Source organism: Stenotrophomonas sp. Marseille-Q5258 (genome assembly GCF_946900935.1).
GTDB classification, from domain to species: Bacteria; Pseudomonadota; Gammaproteobacteria; order Xanthomonadales; family Xanthomonadaceae; genus Stenotrophomonas; species Stenotrophomonas nematodicola.
Window position 1 is genome coordinate 18307 of record NZ_CAMPPN010000026.1, and the last position, 16712, is coordinate 35018.

Consider the following 16712-nt stretch of genomic DNA (forward strand, 5'->3'; position numbering starts at 1 on the left):
AAGCCGCTACAGTCGTGATCCGGTTGTGCGGAGCGGATAACACGCCCTACACGGCCCACGCGCGACACTGGACAGGAACCGAGGCAAAGGACCCCCCATGAGCAGATTGACCGTGATTACCGACCGCGCCCTCGAGCGCGCCCTGGACCTGGCAAGCAGTGCCGGCGACGGCCTCAAACATGCCGGTACCAACCTGCGCCACTTCGGTCCGCAGGCCACCGACTGGATCAAGACCGGCGCCGCACTGGGCGCGGTCAAGACCGGTAGCAGGGTGGCCGCGAAGGTGGTGCGCCGCAATCCGGCCGTGACCATCGCCGCCGCCGCCGTCGGTGTCGGCCTGCTGGGCTACGCGCTGTACCGCAAGCAGCAGAAGAAGAAGCTCGCCAACGGCGGCGTGGTCGACGGCCAGGCGCAGCGCATCAGCGCACGCAACCGCCGCAACGACACCGTGGTCGACGAGCACAGCGATATCGGCAGCGATGCCTGATCGCGCTGCGGCATCTGCGTGACATGGAAACCGCCGGCATTGCCGGCGGTTTTTTTCTGGATCCTCGCCCAGCGGATGTCAATCGATCCGCCGCCACTGCCCGGGTTGCAGGCCGTCCAGCGCGTGTGCGCCCATCGCCACCCGTACCAGCCGCAGCGTGGGCAGACCCACCGCAGCAGTCATCCGCCGCACCTGGCGGTTCCGCCCTTCGCGCAGGGTGATCGCCAGCCACGCATCGGGCACCGTTTTGCGGAACCGTACCGGCGGTGTGCGGGGCCACAGCGACGGCGGTGGTTCCAGGCGTTCCACGCCGGCCGGCAAGGTGGGCCCGTCGTTGAGCTGCACGCCCGCGCGCAGCGCCTGCAGCTGCGCATCGGTGGCGGTGCCTTCGACCTGCACCCAGTAGGTTTTGTCCGCCTTGTGGCGCGGATCGGTGAGGGCATGCGCCAGACCGCCATCGTCGGTGAGCAGCAGGAGGCCTTCGCTGTCGTAGTCCAGGCGACCGGCGGCATACACGTCCGGCGGCAGCCCGAATCCGGCCAGCGTCGCGCGCGGCGGCTGGCTGCGGTCGGTGAACTGGCACAGGACGTTGAACGGTTTGTTGAAGGCGATCAGCATGGCGGAGACGACAACGGGGGACGGAACATTGTCCCATCCCCCGGGGCCGTGCGACGCGCGGCCGGCCCGGCCCGTTACCTGGCGGGTTTGACGAAACGCAGGGTCATGCGGTCGCTCTCCCCGATGGCCTGATACTTCGCATCGTCGGCGGCCTCATGGTTGTTGGACGGGGGCAGCGTCCACACCCCGTTGGGATGGTCCTTGGTGTCGCGCGGGTTGGCATTGATCTCGCTGCTGCCGGCCAGCGTGAAGCCGGCGGCCTCGGCCATCGCGATCACCTGCTTCTGCCCGACGTAGCCGCTCTTGTCATCGGCCGGCACATCGGCCGTGGCGCGGTGTTCAACCACGCCCAGCACTCCACCGGGCTTGAGCACGCTGTAGAAGCCCTTGAACATGCCTTCGGCCTGGTTCGCACTGCGCCAGTTGTGCACATTGCGGAAGGTGAGCACCACATCGGCCGAATCGGGCGCGCCGAACTGCGGCGCGGTCGGATCGTAGGCCACCACGCGGGTCTTGCCGTACAGCGCGGCGTTGGCGGCAAACTTCTTTTCCAGGCCATCACGGCTGCGCTGCTGGTAATCGCGGCCGCGGCCTTCGGCGACCGCCATCGGATCGACCACCGCCGCCACGTAAGTGCCGTTGTCGCGCAGCAGCGGGGCCAGGATCTCCGAGTACCAGCCGCCCCCCGGGGTGATCTCGATGACGGTCTTGCCCGGTGCCACGCCGAAGAACGACAGCGTCTGCGCCGGATGGCGCCACGGATCGCGCTTGACGTTGGCCGGGTCGCGCCAGCTTCCCTGCACGGCGGTCTGCACGGCGGGGGTGATCGCGATCTGCGCATTGGGGCCGGCTGGCTTGGTTGCCAGCGCCGGTGCGGACAGCAGCAGCGCGGACAGGGTGAACAGGCAGGCAGTGGTCAGCGAACGGGTTTTCATCGGCGGTTTCCTGGCGGCGGGTTGCGGCGAGACTAGCAGCCACGGCGCCCCAGGTGTTCACAAAACGTTAGTGCGATGCAGCACGACGGAACACTGTTTTGTGCCTGCTGCCGCAACGCGGTCATCGGCATCGACTTATCCTGTCGCTCTGGCTTTCAGAAGGATGACATCGCCCATGACTGCACCGCGGGAACTCGGCCGCTCCGGCCTCTCCGTCCACCCCATCGCCTTCGGCGGCAACGTGTTCGGCTGGAGCGCCGACGAGAAGACCTCATTCGATCTGCTGGACGCTTTCGTCGATGCCGGCTTCAATCTGGTTGATACCGCCGACGCTTACTCGGCGTGGGTGCCGGGCAATGCCGGTGGCGAATCGGAATCCATCCTCGGCCGTTGGTTCAAGCGCAGCGGCAAACGCGATCAGGTGGTGCTGGCCACCAAGGTGGCCAAGTGGGCCGAGCGGCCGGGCCTGTCCGCGGACAACATCGCCGCGGCGGTGGAGGATTCGCTCCGTCGGCTGCAGACCGATGTGATCGATCTCTACCAGGCACACGAAGACGACCAATCCACGCCGCTGGAGACCACCCTGGCCGCGTTCGGCCGGCTGATCGACCAGGGCAAGGTGCGCGCCATCGGCGCCTCCAACTACAGCGCGTCGCGGCTGCGCGATGCGCTGGCCGTGTCGGCCGACTACGCGTTGCCGCGCTATGAAACGCTGCAGCCGGAGTACAACCTGTATGACCGGGGCGGCTATGAAGCCGAGCTGGAACCGCTGGTCCGCGAGCAGCAGATCGGCGTGATCAGCTATTACTCGCTGGCCAGTGGCTTTCTCAGCGGCAAGTACCGGCGTGCCGACGATGCGGCAAAGAGCAGCGCACGCGGCCGCAGCGTGGTCGACAGGTACCTCAATCCGCGTGGCCTGCGCATTCTCACCGCGCTGGACGACATCGCCGGCACGCACGGTGCCAGCCCATCGCAGGTGGCGCTTGCATGGCTGATCGCACGGCCGGGCATCACCGCGCCGATCGTCAGTGCCACCAGCGTCGAACAACTCAAGGACGTGCTGGCAGCCGCACAGGTGACGCTATCCGCGCAGGATATCGCGCAGCTCGACGCGGCCAGCGCCGAGGACTGAAGCGCGCCGTGGTGCCGTGACCAGACAGCCGCCGCGAGGCGGCTGTTTCTTTTTCCGACACGCGCCCGCAGTACCCGTGAATCTCCGGGTTAATAAAACAGGTTCAATAACCGCTTGCGCGCAGATTCAAACCCCGGTAATGTTCGCGCCCATCGCCGCAGCGTGCGGCATCCCATCCCTTCAACCGAGCCCGTCATGCACCGTTGTTTCCCCGCCATCGCCGACCGACTGCCAAGCGCGACCCACGCGCTGCGTCCGTGCGATGTCGCGGGCAAGGCACTGACGCTGGCCATCGACTGATCTTCCTGCACGGAGATCGGTCCCCGATCTCCGAGGCATGCCAACGCCCTCGGATGCTGCATCCGGGGGCGTTTTCGTTTGCGTTGGCATCGCTTCAACACAGGATCACCATGCCGTATTCCCCCATCGTCCACACCCGGGCAAGGACTGCCTGACCACACGGACGTGTTGCCGAGAGGCGCGAGAGCGCTGTGCCCTGGTGTGGGGCACGGGCGACGGGTGATTATGTGCATGACATATTGATATCGGCTTGTCCGATATTGATGCATCGGTTTGTTCGATTATCTCAACGGTGCAGGCTTTCGCCTGCCTGGTGCGCGCGACCGTGTCGTGGCGTATGCCGGGATGATCGACACCGGTGCGACATCGGCCTGCTGGTGCGGGCAGCGGCGAAGGCCGCGCAGGTCGGTTCGATTCCGGCATGTCATTGGATGGCTCATCGGTAGAGCCGCAGGTTCGCCCTGCGTGTTGCGGGTTCGAATCCCGCTCCAGACCCTTGCAATCGGGCGCAGGCCCACTCGGGATCCCCCGCCCTGTCAAGGCACCGCATTGCATCGCGTTGCCGCGGCCGGGCAACGCTTCCGCCGCCGGGCCAGCGCCCTGGACGCGCAACGACCCGACGCTCCGCCATGCCAACCGTGGTGGCGTGCGTCGCGGCACGACGCCGACAGCGCCCTGGCGCCGCGTCGCCGGCGTCGCGGGGCTCCCACCTTCTTCCGCCCCACGGGGCACCCCGCGCGTCGTGGCCGGTATCCGGGTGGCGGGCGGTCACCGCACCGGATGCCACCACCAGAGCCCACAGGAGAATGCCCATGTTCTGGACCAGGAAGGTCGTGATCGGCGAAAGCGAGCGCGGCCTGGTGTATCGCAACCGTCAGTTCGAGGCCGTGCTCGGCCCCGGTACCCACCGCTGGTTCGATCCGCGCGGCGAGCGTGAGGTCGTGCTGCACGACATCCGCACGCCGCGCTACGCCGGTACCGATGCCGACCTGCTGATGGCCCGTCACGACGCGGATCTGCAGCAGTCGTTCGTGCTGGCCGACGTCGGCCCGCGCGAAATCGGCCTGGTGTACGCCCAGGAGCGCCTGTGCGACGTGTTGCCGCCGGACGCACGCCAGCTTTACTGGCGTGGGCTGGTCCCGGTACGGGTGGAGACCGTGGCGCTGGAGACGGTACCGGTGGTGCCGGCGGACATCGTGCTGCGGCTGCGCCAGATCGGCCTGCTGTCGCGTTACACGGTGACTACCCATGTGCCGGAGCAGCACGCCGCGCTGGTGTTCATCGATGGCCAGCTGGCGCGTACGCTGGGCCCCGGCCCCGTGTCGTTCTGGAACCTGCAGAGCAGCGTGGTGGTGGATGTAGTGGATCTGCGCCTGCAGGCCGTCGAGGTGGGCGGCCAGGAGCTGCTGACGCGCGACAAGGTCTCGCTGCGCGTGAACCTGTCGGCCAGCACGCGTGTGGTCGACCCGGTGGCCGCACGGACCGGGGTAGCCAAGGTAGGCGAGCAGGTCTATCGCGAGCTGCAGTTCGCATTGCGCCAGGCTGTATCGGCGCGTTCGCTGGACGAGCTGCTGGCCGACAAGGCCGCACTGGACGCCGACATCCTGGTGCGCGTGCGTGCGCAGGTGGCGGGCCTGGGCACCGACGTGCTCGGCGTCGGCGTCAAGGACGTGATCCTGCCCGGCGACATGCGCGAGATCTTCAATGCCGTGGTGCAGGCCGAGAAGGAAGCGCAGGCCAATGTGGTACGCCGACGCGAGGAGGCCAACGCCACCCGTTCGCTGCTCAACACCGCCAGGCTGATCGAGGACAGCCCGGTACTGATGCGGCTCAAGGAGCTGGAGGCGCTGGAAAAGGTCACCGCCAAGATCGACAAGCTCACCGTGTTCGGCGGCCTGGATGGCGTGCTGAAGCAGCTGGTGACGATGAAGCCAAAGGAATGATCCATGAACATGCAACACACATTCGAGTATCTGCACGCCGAAGGCGGCACCACCCCGATCAAGGGCTGGGTACGCGGCGTACCGGTGGACGCATTGGCCCGCGAACAGCTGGCCAACATTGCCGCACTACAGTTCGTTGGCCCGTGGGTGGCGGTGATGCCCGACGTGCACGTGGGCAAGGGCGCCACGGTGGGGTCGGTGATCCCGACGCGCGGCGCGATCATCCCCGCTGCTGTCGGCGTGGACATCGGCTGCGGCATGGCGGCGGTGCGCACCACCCTGCGTGCCAAGGACCTGCCCGACAACCTGGCCCAGCTGCGCAGCAGCATCGAGCGCAGCGTGCCGGTCGGCAACGGCCGTGGCGGTGAACACCGCCGGTTGCCCGACAGTATCCGCACCCGGATCGAACGCTCCGGTCTGGTGACGCGGCTGGACGCGATCAAGCAGCGTCATCGGCGCATCCGCACCGACAAGCTGGAGAACCAGATCGGCACGCTGGGCGGCGGCAACCACTTCATCGAGATCTGCCTGGATGAAACCGGCGCGGTGTGGGTGATGCTGCATAGTGGCTCACGTGGCACCGGCAACCTGATCGGCACGTACTTCATCGAACAGGCGCGAGAGCAGCTGGCCCGGCGGGTGCTTGGCTTCCACCTGCCGGACCGGGACCTGGCGTTCTTCATGGAGGGCGAAGCGCTGTTCGACGACTACGTCGAGGCGGTATCGTGGGCGCAGGACTACGCCCGCGAGAACCGCGAGGCGATGATGGCGCGGGTGCTGGCCGAGATGCGCCACCGGTTGCCGACGTTCCAGCTGGAGACGTTGGCGGTGAACTGTCACCACAACTACGTGCAGCGCGAGACCCACGGCGGCGAACCCCTGCTGATCACCCGCAAGGGCGCAGTAAGTGCACGTGCAGGTGAGCTGGGAATCATTCCCGGCAGCATGGGCGACTGCAGCTACATCGTGCGCGGCAAGGGCAACGCGGAGAGCTTCCACAGCTGCAGCCACGGTGCCGGACGCGTACTGAGCCGGACGGCCGCGCGGCAGCAGATCACGTTGGCGCAGCACCGCGAGGCGACCGCGCATGTGGAATGCCGCAAGGACGCGGCGGTCATCGACGAATCGCCGGCCGCCTACAAGTCGATCGAGGCGGTGATGGCGGCGCAGCGCGACCTGGTGGAGGTGGTGCACACCCTGCGCCAGGTGGTGTGCATCAAGGGATGACCGCGCTGTCCTCGGCCACCAGTGCGTGATGAAGGCTGATACCCGCGCGCACCCCTTCGGCATTGGCCAGGGTGATGTTGCCGACCACGGTGGCATCACCCGCCGCGTACACGCCGGGCACCGTGGTCTGCTTCTGCGCATCCACCCGTACCAGCACGCCGACGGGGCTCTCATCCAGCGCGCAGCCGAGCTGCTCGACCAGCGGTGAGCCCATGTGCTGACGGGCGGTCACGAACAGCGCGCGCAGATCGATGCGGCGGCCGTCGGCGAGCACGGCTGCGCTGAGCTGCGGGGCCTCGCCGTCCAGCCCCACGACCTGCGTATGCTCGACAGTAACGCCACGTCGCTGCAACCGGGCCGCGTCGTCCTCGTCCAGCGTCATGCCGTGCGCGAACAAGGTCACCTGGCCCCACTCGGCGAGCAGCCCGGCCATCGTGCTGGACATCGGATGGCCGCCCAGCAGGCCGATCGCACCGCCGCCGATCTCGTAGCCGTGGCAGTACGGGCAATGCAGAACGCTGTGGCCCCAGCGCTCGGCCAGCCCGGGCAGTGCGGGCAGTTCGTCGCGGATACCGGTGGCCAGCAGCAGCTTGCGCGCAGCCCAGGTCTCGCCACCGGTGGTATGGACGGCGAAGCCATCGGCGGTGCGCGAGGCGCTGTCCACCGTGTCGCTGAGCCAGCGCACGGTCGGGTAGTCCAGCAGTTGCACCTTGGCCCGGCGCAGCAGCTCGCTGCCGGCGATGCCATCCAGGCCAAGCACACCGTGCGAGTGGGCGGCGAAGCGGTTGCGCGGCAGGCCGCCGTCGATCACCAGCACCTCGCGGCGGGCACGCGCGAGCATCAGCGCGGCGGACAGACCGGCAAAACTGCCACCGATGATCACGGCATCAAACGTCATGGGAACCTCCAGCAGCATGGTGGGCCAGGTGGCGGGCGAAGGCCGCGCCGAGGGTGTCCAGGGTGGTGGCGCGCAGGCGCGTTTCGAGCAGCGCCTGGGCTTGCCGGTAACTGTCGTCCAGCGCCGCGTTCACCACCTGCTGGACCGGGCAGCCGCGGCCGCCTTCACGCGCACCGGTGTGCAGCAGCGGGGGCGCGCCGACGGCGACATAGACGTCGTGCAGGGTGATGCTGGCCGGGTCGCGCGCCAGTTGGCTGCCGCCGCCGTGACCGCGCACGTTGCTGACCAGCCCCCCCTTCTGCAGCGCCGCCAGCAGACGCCGGATCACCACGGGGTGGGTCGGCAGGCAGGTGGCGAGTTGTTCGGAGGTACGTGGGCCGTCCTGACCGACCAGGTGGGCCATCACGTGCAGGGCGTCGGAGAACTGGTTGCTGGATTTCATGTAACTACGATAGTTACATATTTGCGGGCTGTCCAGTGGCGCTGTTCCATTCATCACTTCGACAGAGACGTCACAAAGAATTCACATCCTTGAATGGAACGGTAAGCGTGACGGACCTCCCACTTCAGAAGGTCCCGACACGCTCCGATACCGCATCGCCCTTCCCTACTTCCTGACGTCCATGTCCATGTTGTCCGCCGCACCCGCGCGTGCCCTGAGCCTGCAGTTCAAGTTGCTGGGCGCACTGTCGCTTGGCCTGTTCATCGTTGTGGTGTGCGCCCTGGCCGGACTCGGCTCGGCCTGGTTGAACCTGTCCACCGAGGTACCCGCCGAGGTCGCCCGCAATGCACGCGCCGACACGCTGCAACGCGAGTTCCGCCTGCAGGTGCAGGAATGGAAGAACGTGCTGATCCGCGGCAGCGACGCGGCCCTGCGCGAACGCCATCTGGCCGCCTTCGATGCCCAAGGCCGCAAGGCACAGGCCCTGGCGCAGGCGCTGGCCGGCGCCGACGATGCGGACACCGCACGCCTGGCCGGCACGTTCCTGGCCCAGCACACCGCCCTGCAGCAGGCCTACCACGGCGCTCTGGAGGCGTTTGCCGCCAGCGGCTACAGCCCGCTGGACGGCGATGCGCTGGTGCGCGGCAAGGACCGCGCGCCCGGGGCCACCCTGGATGCGCTGGGTGAGCGCACCGCCGTGGTGGCCGAGCGCGCGGTGCAGGCGCGCTCGGAACAGGCCCGGCGCACGCTCGTGGTATGCGCGGCGCTGACCGCGCTGGCGGCACTGGTGTTGATGGGGATACTGGCGATCTGGCTGCGTCGTGCGGTGATCGCACCGGTGCTGGCGGTGGAAGCGGCCGCGCGTGCGGTGGCACGTGGCGATCTGGAGCACACCGTGCAGGTCCGCAGCGGCGATGAGATCGGCCGTCTTGGCCAGGCCATGAGCGCGGTCACCCGCACCCTGAAAGACGTGCTGGCCGCCCAGGCCACGATGGCCGCGCGCCATGACGCCGGCCAGATCAGCTATCGCATGGACGATGCCGCCTTCCCCGGCGGCTATGGACAGATGGTGCGCGACGTCAACGCGCTGGTCGATGCGCATATCCGGGTCAAGCTGCGTGCGATCGAGATCATGGGGCGCTATGCCGTGGGCGACCTGGCGCTGGACATGGAACGGCTGCCCGGCGAAAAGGCGGTGATCACCCAGGCGCTGGACACGGCCAAGGCCAATCTCGGCGCGATCAACGCCGAGATCAAGCGCCTGGCCCGCGCGGCGGCGGCGGGCGACTTCAGCCAACGCGGTGATGAAGCGCGCTATGCGCACGATTTCCGCGAGATGGTGGCCGGCCTCAACCAGCTGATGCAGACCACCGAACAGGATCTGGGCCAGGTGTCGGCGGTGCTGCAGGCGATCGCGCGCGGCGATCTTGGCGCCCGCATGCAGGGCGACTTCCACGGGGTGTTCGCACGCATGCGCGACGACGTGGCGCGCACCAGTGGCCAGCTCACCGGCATCGTCGGCGACATCAAGCAGGCCGCACAGGCGATCCAGACCGCAGCCAGTGAGATCGCCGCCGGCAACAGCGATCTGTCGCAGCGCACCGAACAGCAGGCCGCGAACCTGGAGGAAACCGCCGCGTCGATGGAAGAGCTGACCTCGACCGTGCGCCAGAACGCCGAGCACGCCCGCCAGGCCAACCAGCTCGCCATCGGTGCACACGCAGTGGCCACGCAGGGCGGTGAGGTGGTCGGGCAGGTGGTACTCACGATGGGGGCCATCGAAGCCTCGTCGCGCCGCATCGCCGACATCATCAGCGTCATTGACGGGATCGCCTTCCAGACCAACATCCTGGCGCTCAATGCCGCCGTCGAAGCCGCGCGCGCCGGCGACCAGGGCCGCGGCTTTGCGGTGGTGGCCAGCGAAGTGCGCACGCTGGCGCAGCGGTCGGCCGCCGCCGCCAAGGAGATCAAGGGTCTGATCGATGCCTCCGTCGGGGACGTGGCGACCGGAGCCGCCCTGGTGCGCCAGGCGGGCCAGACCATGCAGGAGATCGTGGGCGGCGTGCAGCGGGTGACCGACATCATGGCCGAGATTTCCGCGGCCTCGCAGGAGCAGTCGGCCGGCATCGAGCAGGTCAACCAGACCGTGGTGCACATGGACGAAGCGACGCAGCAGAACGCAGCCCTGGTGGAGGAAGCGTCGGCGGCCGCGCGCAGCATGGAGGAGCAGGCAATCGTGCTGAACGCGGCGGTGGACGTGTTCGTGCTGGACACCCGACGGGCGGCCGGCCCGGGCGTGCCGCGGGCGGCGTAACGGGTGGCGCGTGCCGGCCCGCGGCCGGCACTACACGTAGGGGGGGCCGACCATCGCGGCGGCGAGGTGGTCGAGGAAGGAACTGATCCGCGCCGACACGGCGGTGTTGCGGTAGTACACCGCGTGGATGGGCTGGCGCACCTCCACCGTGAGCGTGGGCAGCACCTGCACCAGCGTCCCGTCCGCACGGTCGCGATGGGTCATGAAGTCGGACAGGCAGACGATGCCCACGCCTTCCAGCGCCAGCCGGCGCAGGGTTTCGCCACTGGATACCGCCACTGCCGGCCTTACATGCAGCAGCGCGTCGGTATCGCCCGGCAACGGCCAATGGTTGAGCGAATCCGGTTCGTTGAAACCCAGCAGCGTGTGCGCCTGCAGGTCGGCCACGCGGGCCGGTGTGCCGTGCTGCTGCAGGTACGCCGGGCTGGCCAGCACCCGCAACCGGCTGTGCGCCAGCGGACGCGCATGCAGCGTGGAATCGGCCAGCGGTCCGATCCGGAGGGCGACATCGGTGCGGCGTTCCAGCAGGTCGATGTAGCGTTCGCTGCTGTTGAGTTCCAGTGCCACCTCCGGGTAGCGCGCGCGATAGCTGGCAACCAGCGGGGCGATCACGTGCAGCACGAAGGGCATCGCCGCATCCACCCGCAACCGCCCGGCCGGCCGCTCGCGGCGCGCGGCGATCTGCTCTTCGGCCGCCTCCACCGAGGCGACGATGGCGCGGGCCTGGGCCAGGAACGCCTCGCCTTCCTCGGTGAGCTGCAGGCGGCGGGTGGTCCGGGTCAGCAGGGTGGTACCGAGCTTCTCTTCCAACCGTCCCAGCGCGCGGCTGACCCCGGAGGGCGTCTGCGCCAGCTGTTCGGCCGCGGCGGTGATCGAACCGCTGTCGATCACCGCGATGAAGGCCTGCATTTCGTCGAGGGTGGTTTTCATCGGACGGGCACTCAACGGACGAGGCCCATTATTGACCATGAGGCAATAGTCATTGGCGTGAAGACCGCTTTTTCGGCACGAGTGCGGCGCGCAGACTGCGCAGCCTCTCTTCCCACCGGTAATCGACCATGTCCCGTGGCATCCCCCTCGCCCTGCTGGCGCTTACGCTTGGCGCGTATGCCATCGGCACCACCGAATTCGTCATCGTCGGGCTGATCCCGACCATCGCCGCCGACCTCGGCGTCTCCCTGCCCTCGGCCGGCCTGCTGGTCTCCCTGTACGCCCTGGGCGTGGCGATTGGCGCCCCGGTGCTGACCGCACTCGCCGGCCGGGTGCCGCGCAAAACCCTGCTGGTGGCGCTGATGGTGCTGTTCACCCTGGGCAATGTGATCGCCTGGATGGCGCCCGGCTATGGGTCGCTGATCGTGGCGCGCGTGCTCACCGGCCTGGCCCACGGCGTGTTCTTCTCGATCGGCTCGATCATCGCCACGTCGGTGGTGCCCAAGGAAAAGGCCGCCAGTGCGATCGCGATCATGTTCACCGGCCTCACCGTCGCCCTGGTCACCGGCGTGCCGCTGGGCACCTTCATCGGCCAGCATCTGGGTTGGCGCGCCACCTTCCTGGCCGTGGCGGCGCTGGGCGTGATCGCCCTGATCGGCAGCCTGCTGTTCGTGCCGCGCAACCTGCAGCGCAGCGCACCGGCCACGTTCGGCCAGCAGCTGTCGGTGCTGGCCCAGCCGCGCCTGCTGCTGGTGTATGCGATCACCGCGCTGGGCTACGGCGGCACCTTCCTGTCGTTCACGTACCTGGCCTCGATCCTGCAGGACGTCACCGGCTTCTCGGCCAATGCGGTCAGCGGCGTGCTGCTGGTGTACGGCGTGTCGGTGGCGATCGGCAACCTGTGGGGCGGCCGCCTGGCCGACCGCCGCGGGCCGATTCCGGCGCTGAAGCTGATCTTCGCTCTGCTGGCCGCCGTTCTGTTCATGCTGACCTTCACTGCCTACAACACCTGGCTGGTGCTGCTGACCGTGCTGGCGCTGGGTGCGGTGGCTTTCGGCAACGTGCCGGGGCTGCAGGTGTACGTGGTCAAGCAGGCGCAGCGCTTCGCCCCCCAGGCGGCTGACGTCGCCTCGGGCCTGAACATCGCCGCCTTCAACGTCGGTATCGCGCTCGGTGCCTCGCTGGGCGGCCTGGTGGTCGATCACATCGGCCTCATGCACACCCCGTGGCTGGGTGCGCTGGTGGTGATGGGTGCCTTCGGGCTGACCGCGCTGAGCGGCCGGCTGGACCGCCGCGACGGTGTCGCCGACCGTGCCGACGGCATCGCCGTCACCGCACATTGATCGCTCGCGCAGCGGACCTGCCGTCTGCTGCGCATCATTCAACGGTGCACGGCGTAGCCTGCATCGCATCCGCACGAAGGAGTTTCCATGAGCATTCCCGCATTCGGCCTCGGCACGTTCCGCCTGAAGGGCCAGACCGTCATCGACTCGGTCCGCAACGCGCTCGACGTGGGCTACCGCGCCATCGATACCGCGCAGATCTACGACAACGAAGCCGAGGTGGGCCAGGCCATCGCCGACGCCGGCCTGGCCCGCGACGAGCTGTTCCTCACCACCAAGATCTGGATCGCCAACGTCGCCCACGACACCTTGCTGGAAAGCCTGCGCGAAAGCCTGCGCAAGCTGCGCACCGACCACGTCGAGCTGACGCTGATCCATTGGCCCTCGCCCAAGGACGCCGTGCCGATGGCCGAGTACCTGGGCGCGCTGGCCGAGGCGAAGGCGCTGGGCCTGACCCGGCAGATCGGCATCTCCAACTTCACCATCGCGCAGACCCGCCAGGCGATCGGGATTCTCGGTGCCGACGCCATCGCCACCAACCAGATCGAAGTGCATCCCTACCTGCAGAACCGCGCGTTGATCGCGTTCCTGAAGGATCAGGGGATCCATGTCACCGCCTACATGAGCCTGGCCTACGGCGAGGTGCTGAAGGACCCGGTGATCCAGGCCATCGCCGACCGCCACCAGGCCACCCCGGCCCAGGTCGCGCTGGCCTGGGCACTGCAGCAGGGCTACGCGGTGATCCCCTCCTCCACCAGGCGCGAGAACCTGGCCAGCAACCTGCTGGCGGCGGACCTGCACCTGGGCGAGGCGGACATGGCGCAGATCGCGACGCTGGACCGTGGCCAGCGCCTGGCCAACCCCGACGGGATCGCGCCGGACTGGGATTGACCGGCAGCGCCTAGCGGAGCAACCAGCCGCGCAGCGCGTCGCTCACCTCATCCGGCTGCTCCATTGGCGCCAGGTGCCCGCAGGCGGGTACCACCACCAGGGTGGAGCCTGGCACCAGGGCGTGCATCTCCTCACTGATGGCCAGCGGCGTGATGCGGTCGTTGGCACCGCACACGATCAGCAGCGGATCGCGGTAGCGGGCCAGCACGTCGTGACCATCGACGCGATCCAGCGCGCTTTGACGCAGGAACACCGCCGCCCCCAGCCGGGCGGTCATGTCGCGCACGCGCTGCACCAGCACATAGTCGTCCAGCCGCGAGGCATCGATGTAGCTGCGCATCAGTGTGTCGCCGAAGCCGTGGAAAGTGCGGGGCAGGCGCACGCTGGCGCGCTGCGACCGGCGCTGGGCAGCGCGTTCCGGCGAATCGGCATGGATCGAGGTATCGATCAACGCCAGCCGCAGCACACGCTCCGGCGCAGTCCGCAGGATCTGCTGGGCCACGAAGCCGCCCAGCGAGAACCCGGCCAGGGCGAAGCGGTCCGGCGCCTGCGCCAGGACGTCGTCCACGACCGCCTGCATCGTCTCGCCGCGGGTCTGGTCGCCCACCGTGCAGTCGGCGATGTCGGACAGCGCGGCGATCTGCCCGCGCCAGAGTTCAGCGTCGTTGAGCAGGCCTGGGAGCAGCAGCAGGGGGATGCGGTCCGTCATCTGGACATTGTCGCTGCTGCCTGTTGGCAGACCAAGGGTGGCGTGGCAGCGAGCCAGCACTTCACCGGCCATTTTTCTTACAGCCGATGGAGGTGTCTCCCTACATCATTATCAGAGATCCCCGACGTCCGGCGCACCGCGCGCTATTGCGAACATGGCCCCCAACATCGCGTGGGCAGCAGGGGTGCCTGCTCATCGCGCCGGATCGCCGCCACAGGGGACCTGCATGAACCGTCTCACTTTCACGCTCGCCAGCGGGCTGCTCGGTATTGGGCTGTGTACCGCAAGCCACGCCCAGAACTATCTGGAAGAAGTGTCCGACTACGCGCAGAAGGTGCAGGCACGACGCACCGCCGCGCTGGACGCCAGTGAGGCGTTTGGTGAGCAGATCTCCTACCTGGATGGCGGAACGCGGTTCTCGGCCACCGATATCTCCATTCCCGGCAACAACGCCTTGAAGGTGGAGCTCACCCGCAGCCGGCAGATCGATGAGCGCTACTTCATTTCCGGCTCGCGCCTGTTCGATTTCGGGTCGCTCTACGACTGGCAGCTGGAGGCCCCGTTACTGGAGGGCACCTTCACCAGTCACGGCTGGACGATGGCCGCCGAGGGCAACCCCTCGCGCAATGCCCGGTGCAGCCTGCAACAGGCACCCTACAGCGCCATTCTGGGTGACTTCTACATCGAGAAGATGTGGTCGGGCTACAACCTGCATCTGCCCGGACAACCCGCACGGCTGATGCTGAAGGCGGCCGCAGCCATTCCGATGCCGGCAGATGGTCAGACCTATCCGTGGGCCGCCGATGGGGACATCCGCATCCGCTGCCTGCCCCAGCTCAAGAATGGTGCGCCCGGTGAAGGGTTCCTTGCCGTCATGCCGGATGGAACGCGTTACTACTTCGACACGATGATCACCCGGCAGATGCCGAATTTCCGCCTGCGCACATATCACACCGTCCCCCAGTACAAGGTGTACCTAGCCGCATCGCGTGTCGAGGACCAGCAGGGCAACTGGGTCACGTACACCTACGTCAACGACAACCTTGCCTCCATACAGTCCAACGACGGCCGCAGGATCGACCTGGCCTACCAGAATGGACGCATGGTCAGCGCCACGACCGCAGGGCGCACGTGGCAGTACCAGTATCGCGAACCGACCAGCACGACCGATGGCGGCCTGGCGGCGGTGATCCTTCCCGATGCCACCCGTTGGAGCTACGACTGGGTGGGCAGCGTTCGACCGGCCTGGATGGCACCGCCACAGGAGGGAACCACGCCCTGCGATACCATCATCGGCGAGGTTACCGGGCCCTACGCCTACACCGTCACGCATCCCGGCGGCGCCCGCGCCACGTTCTCGTTCGCATACAAAACCATCTTCCGCTCCACGCTGGATGCCTGCTACTCGCCGGTGCAGCCCAACTACTACTCCGTCTGGTCGCTGACCGATCGAGTGGTCACCGGCGCCGGGCTCGGTGAAATGCGCACACAGCTGTCGATCACCGGCGGATACCCCTCCACACCGCTCCGCTGGTCGACGGTGACCCACCCCGATGGCTCGACCACCCGCTACGGGTTCGGCCACACGTTCCTCGTCGATGAAGGCAAGATCATTGAACGCCAGACCGCCGGGAGCGATGGCGTTGTACTGGAAAGCACCAGCTCGCGGTATCTGAGCTCGCCGCCGGCCGGAGCGCACTACCCGGCGCGTGTTGGAAACAGCCTGCATTTCATGCAGTACGCAGACGGTCTGGTCCAGCCGCTTGCCGAGCGCCTCACTGTGCGGGAGAGCACGCAGTACCGGCGCGCCAGCGACGGGTGGGACGCGTTTGCGAGGCCGACGCTGACCACCCAAAGCGGCCCCTCGGGCGTGATGCGCGAGCGACGGCAATACCTGGACAACCCGGCCCGTTGGATCCTCGGTGCGGTGGCATCGACACACAACGAGGATTCCGGGCAGGTCGTGTCTGCGGCGACGTATGACGATCTGCTGCGTCCGCTGGAGAAGTTCAGCTTTGGACTGCTGCAGGTGAGCTTCACCTACAACGGCGATGGCACGGTGGCAACCGCCACCGATCCCACCGGCCGCATGACCCGGCTTCAGCAGTGGAAGCGTGGCATTCCGCAGCACGTGATCAACCCCGACGGGACCACACGCGGCGCCACCGTCGACGACAACGGCTGGGTGGGCGCCGCGCGGGACGAGAACAATCTCCAGACCAGCTACGCCTACGACTCGATGGGCAGGCTCTCCATGATCACCCTCCCGGCCGATGCCGGCACGGCCTGGAATGCCACCTCCATGACCTTCTCGCGCCTGCCAACAGCCGAGCTGGGCATACCGGCCGGCCATTGGAAGGAAACCGAAGCGACAGGCAACCGGCGCAAGGTGACCTACTACGACGCGTTGCTGAGGCCGGTCCTGGAAGAGGAATACGACGCTGCAGACAGGGCGGGAACCCTGTCCCAGACCCTACGGCGGTACGACCATGCCAATCGGCTGATCTACGAATCGTATCCCGGTCGCTATCGCTGAGGTATGG

At 67.7% G+C, this 16712-nt stretch carries 14 protein-coding genes and 1 tRNA gene; 9 read left to right on the forward strand and 6 right to left on the reverse strand.

The genetic code is table 11. The features are described 5' to 3' along the window. The first annotated feature begins 97 nt into the window (after positions 1 to 97). The gene (locus OC534_RS16170; protein WP_017354753.1) at positions 98 to 487 is read left to right on the forward strand and encodes a hypothetical protein; all 390 of its coding nucleotides are present in this window, start codon (positions 98 to 100) and stop codon (positions 485 to 487) included. 78 nt (positions 488 to 565) lie between these two features. Here the strand turns inward: OC534_RS16170 and OC534_RS16175 are convergent, their stop codons facing one another. Beyond that, positions 566 to 1105, reverse strand: a complete 540-nt coding sequence (locus OC534_RS16175; RefSeq protein ID WP_153165098.1) for a pseudouridine synthase — start codon at positions 1103 to 1105, stop codon at positions 566 to 568. Positions 1106 to 1179: 74 nt separating this feature from the next. Beyond that, positions 1180 to 2040, reverse strand: coding sequence for a class I SAM-dependent methyltransferase (locus OC534_RS16180; RefSeq protein ID WP_017354755.1), 861 nt, complete (start codon positions 2038 to 2040; stop codon positions 1180 to 1182). Between the two features lie 175 nt (positions 2041 to 2215). Between OC534_RS16180 and OC534_RS16185 the strand changes: the two genes are divergently transcribed. The 4 genes from OC534_RS16185 to OC534_RS16200 all read left to right on the forward strand — a co-directional run bounded on the left by OC534_RS16185 (position 2216) and on the right by OC534_RS16200 (position 6642). Then, on the forward strand, positions 2216 to 3172 hold the full coding sequence (locus OC534_RS16185; protein ID WP_017354756.1) for an aldo/keto reductase: 957 nt from the start codon (positions 2216 to 2218) through the stop codon (positions 3170 to 3172). A 723-nt stretch (positions 3173 to 3895) separates the two neighbouring features. Next, positions 3896 to 3967: transfer RNA gene (locus tag OC534_RS16190), tRNA-Arg, on the forward strand. A 317-nt stretch (positions 3968 to 4284) separates the two neighbouring features. After that, positions 4285 to 5415 (forward strand): slipin family protein, encoded by a 1131-nt coding sequence (locus OC534_RS16195; RefSeq protein ID WP_262072172.1) that lies wholly within the window; start codon positions 4285 to 4287, stop codon positions 5413 to 5415. A 3-nt stretch (positions 5416 to 5418) separates the two neighbouring features. Further along, positions 5419 to 6642, forward strand: coding sequence for an RtcB family protein (locus OC534_RS16200; RefSeq protein ID WP_262072173.1), 1224 nt, complete (start codon positions 5419 to 5421; stop codon positions 6640 to 6642). Here the strand turns inward: OC534_RS16200 and OC534_RS16205 are convergent. After that, positions 6632 to 7540, reverse strand: coding sequence for an NAD(P)/FAD-dependent oxidoreductase (locus OC534_RS16205; protein ID WP_017354760.1), 909 nt, complete (start codon positions 7538 to 7540; stop codon positions 6632 to 6634). The genes OC534_RS16200 and OC534_RS16205 overlap by 11 nt on opposite strands. After that, entirely contained in the window at positions 7530 to 7982 is a 453-nt protein-coding gene (locus OC534_RS16210; RefSeq protein WP_017354761.1) for an Rrf2 family transcriptional regulator, read from the reverse strand. Before OC534_RS16210 ends, OC534_RS16205 begins: the two co-directional genes overlap by 11 nt. A gap of 181 nt (positions 7983 to 8163) precedes the next feature. Here OC534_RS16210 and OC534_RS16215 point away from each other — a divergent pair, with 181 nt between their 5' ends. Beyond that, entirely contained in the window at positions 8164 to 10296 is a 2133-nt protein-coding gene (locus OC534_RS16215) for a methyl-accepting chemotaxis protein (protein ID WP_208020014.1), read from the forward strand. Between the two features lie 30 nt (positions 10297 to 10326). Here OC534_RS16215 and OC534_RS16220 read toward each other — a convergent pair whose 3' ends face one another. Continuing rightward, complete coding sequence (locus OC534_RS16220; protein WP_017354763.1) at positions 10327 to 11226, reverse strand: LysR substrate-binding domain-containing protein; 900 nt, start codon at positions 11224 to 11226, stop codon at positions 10327 to 10329. 128 nt (positions 11227 to 11354) lie between these two features. Here OC534_RS16220 and OC534_RS16225 point away from each other — a divergent pair, with 128 nt between their 5' ends. Together OC534_RS16225 and dkgB are read left to right on the forward strand one after the other, a co-directional pair. Beyond that, positions 11355 to 12569, forward strand: coding sequence for an MFS transporter (locus OC534_RS16225; protein ID WP_166473572.1), 1215 nt, complete (start codon positions 11355 to 11357; stop codon positions 12567 to 12569). Between the two features lie 87 nt (positions 12570 to 12656). Then, positions 12657 to 13460 carry a 2,5-didehydrogluconate reductase DkgB gene (gene dkgB, locus OC534_RS16230; protein ID WP_136006068.1) on the forward strand — a complete coding sequence of 268 codons (804 nt, stop codon included), beginning with the start codon at positions 12657 to 12659 and terminating at the stop codon, positions 13458 to 13460. 10 nt (positions 13461 to 13470) lie between these two features. On the opposite strand, the gene OC534_RS16235 is transcribed toward dkgB, so the two are convergent. Beyond that, positions 13471 to 14169, reverse strand: a complete 699-nt coding sequence (locus tag OC534_RS16235) for an alpha/beta hydrolase (RefSeq protein ID WP_262072174.1) — start codon at positions 14167 to 14169, stop codon at positions 13471 to 13473. Positions 14170 to 14395: 226 nt separating this feature from the next. Here OC534_RS16235 and OC534_RS16240 point away from each other — a divergent pair, with 226 nt between their 5' ends. After that, a complete protein-coding gene (locus tag OC534_RS16240) occupies positions 14396 to 16705 on the forward strand; it encodes a hypothetical protein (protein ID WP_262072176.1) in 2310 nt (769 codons plus the stop codon). Positions 16706 to 16712 lie beyond the last annotated feature (7 nt).